Raw genomic sequence first — 3,005 nt, 5'->3', positions numbered from 1 at the left:
ACGTCTTACCGTCGCTTCAACCTGGCCATGGATAGATCACTTCGCTTCGGGTCTAGGACACGCGACTGAATCGCCCTATTCAGACTCGCTTTCGCTACGGCTACCCCACACGGGTTAACCTCGCCACGTATCGCTAACTCGCAGGCTCATTCTTCAAAAGGCACGCTGTCACCCCTACTAAGGAGGCTCCAACGGTTTGTAAGCAAACGGTTTCAGGTACTATTTCACTCCCCTCCCGGGGTACTTTTCACCTTTCCCTCACGGTACTTGTCCGCTATCGGTCATCTGGGAGTATTTAGGCTTATCAGGTGGTCCTGACAGATTCACACGGGATTTCTCGGGCCCCGTGCTACTTGGGATACTCTTCACGCCAAGAACAAGCATTTCGACTACGGGGTTCGCACCCTCTATGACCGGCCGTTCAAAACCGTTCGTCTATACTCTCTTGTCACGTCGATCATTCGGCAGAACAATCCGAAAAGTCCCACAACCCCCAACATGCAACGCCTGCCGGCTATCACACACGCTAGGTTTAGCCTCTTCCGATTTCGCTCGCCACTACTGACGGAATCGCTTTTGCTTTCTCTTCCTGTGGGTACTGAGATGTTTCACTTCCCCACGTTCCCTCTACCCGCCCTATATATTCAGGCGGGAGTCACCAGGTACGCACGCGCCCTGGCGGGGTTTCCCCATTCGGACACCCTCGGATCAAAACTCGCTTATCAGTTCCCCGAGGCTTATCGCAGATTGCTACGTCCTTCTTCGGCTCCAGATGCCAAGGCATCCACCGTTTGCTCTTAAAGACTTGAAATCACATGAGTTGAATCGTCAAAAAATTGACTAATGATCTTTAAGATCATCTTCACGACACAAACCCGAAGGCTCATGTCGAAGATGCTCGCGTCCACTGTGTAGTTCTCAAAGTACGGGCGGTACCCCTCCCCGACGCCACAACCGTGACACCAGAAAAAGGCCCTCGAGGAACAGCCACCAACAACGAATCCGAAGACCCCCGTCAGCGCCCGGCCCCTCAGGACCCAACAGCGTGCATGTACCCACCCCTTCGGACCGAACCGTTCCTGCAGACAAGCTGCGTACTAGATCCAAACCATCAGATATGAGCACCAAGTCAAATGTTCCACCCATGAGCTACCAGCAACACACGTGCGGTGTTGAACTGGCGCCTGGACACAAGAGCCCGAAGACCCCAGTGCCAGATGCTCCTTAGAAAGGAGGTGATCCAGCCGCACCTTCCGGTACGGCTACCTTGTTACGACTTAGTCCTAATTACCGATCCCACCTTCGACGGCTCCCTCCACAAGGGTTGGGCCACCGGCTTCAGGTGTTACCGACTTTCATGACTTGACGGGCGGTGTGTACAAGACCCGGGAACGTATTCACCGCAGCGTTGCTGATCTGCGATTACTAGCGACTCCGACTTCATGAGGTCGAGTTGCAGACCTCAATCCGAACTGGGACCGGCTTTTTGGGATTCGCTCCACCTCACGGTATTGCAGCCCTTTGTACCGGCCATTGTAGCATGCGTGAAGCCCAAGACATAAGGGGCATGATGATTTGACGTCATCCCCACCTTCCTCCGAGTTGACCCCGGCAGTATCCCATGAGTTCCCACCATTACGTGCTGGCAACATAGAACGAGGGTTGCGCTCGTTGCGGGACTTAACCCAACATCTCACGACACGAGCTGACGACAACCATGCACCACCTGTTTACGAGTGTCCAAAGAGTTGACCATTTCTGGCCCGTTCTCGTATATGTCAAGCCTTGGTAAGGTTCTTCGCGTTGCATCGAATTAATCCGCATGCTCCGCCGCTTGTGCGGGTCCCCGTCAATTCCTTTGAGTTTTAGCCTTGCGGCCGTACTCCCCAGGCGGGGAACTTAATGCGTTAGCTGCGTCACGGAAACCGTGGAATGGTCCCCACAACTAGTTCCCAACGTTTACGGGGTGGACTACCAGGGTATCTAAGCCTGTTTGCTCCCCACCCTTTCGCTCCTCAGCGTCAGTTACGGCCCAGAGATCTGCCTTCGCCATCGGTGTTCCTCCTGATATCTGCGCATTCCACCGCTACACCAGGAATTCCAATCTCCCCTACCGCACTCTAGTCTGCCCGTACCCACTGCAGGCCCGAGGTTGAGCCTCGGGATTTCACAGCAGACGCGACAAACCGCCTACGAGCTCTTTACGCCCAATAATTCCGGATAACGCTTGCGCCCTACGTATTACCGCGGCTGCTGGCACGTAGTTAGCCGGCGCTTTTTCTGCAGGTACCGTCACTTTCGCTTCTTCCCTGCTAAAAGAGGTTTACAACCCGAAGGCCGTCATCCCTCACGCGGCGTTGCTGCATCAGGCTTTCGCCCATTGTGCAATATTCCCCACTGCTGCCTCCCGTAGGAGTCTGGGCCGTGTCTCAGTCCCAGTGTGGCCGGTCACCCTCTCAGGCCGGCTACCCGTCGACGCCTTGGTGAGCCATTACCTCACCAACAAGCTGATAGGCCGCGAGCCCATCCCAGACCAAAAAATCTTTCCAACCCCCACCATGCGATAGGGGCTCATATCCAGTATTAGACGCCGTTTCCAGCGCTTATCCCAGAGTCCAGGGCAGGTTGCTCACGTGTTACTCACCCGTTCGCCACTGATCCACCAAGCAAGCTTGGCTTCACCGTTCGACTTGCATGTGTTAAGCACGCCGCCAGCGTTCATCCTGAGCCAGGATCAAACTCTCCGTAAAAAAGAAATGCATACAACCACCGGGAAAACGGGGCCGCAGCGAGTTTGAAACTGACCAAAGAGAAACATCATTACTGACGTATCCATATGCCAACCCCCAAAAGGGCTGGTCTTTGATCCAAAGGAATTTCTCGCAATCCGAATACACGGACCGACGAGGAATAAATTGGCATTTGACAAGTGCACGCTGTTGAGTTCTCAAGGAACGGACGCACCCACAGGAAACAGTCTTCCGACCTACCCGTGAGGCAGTTCA

The 3,005-nt window shown here is 54.5% G+C and carries 2 rRNA genes (1 of these 2 running past the window's edge); both read right to left on the bottom strand.

Features of this window, described 5'->3' with window-relative positions:
• Positions 1-811 (bottom strand): 23S ribosomal RNA (locus FS769_RS16655); it reaches 2,401 nt to the left of the window's first position.
• Positions 812-1,228: 417 nt separating this feature from the next.
• Positions 1,229-2,750: ribosomal RNA gene (locus FS769_RS16650) — 16S ribosomal RNA — on the bottom strand.
• Together the 16S and 23S rRNA genes form the textbook arrangement of a ribosomal RNA operon.
• Positions 2,751-3,005: the final 255 nt, after the last annotated feature.

It is taken from the genome of Microbacterium sp. BH-3-3-3 (assembly GCF_007679045.1).
GTDB lineage: Bacteria > Actinomycetota > Actinomycetes > Actinomycetales > Microbacteriaceae > Microbacterium > Microbacterium algihabitans.
The sequence above is the reverse complement of the archived record's forward strand: the minus strand, read 5'-3'. Positions and strand labels throughout refer to the sequence as shown.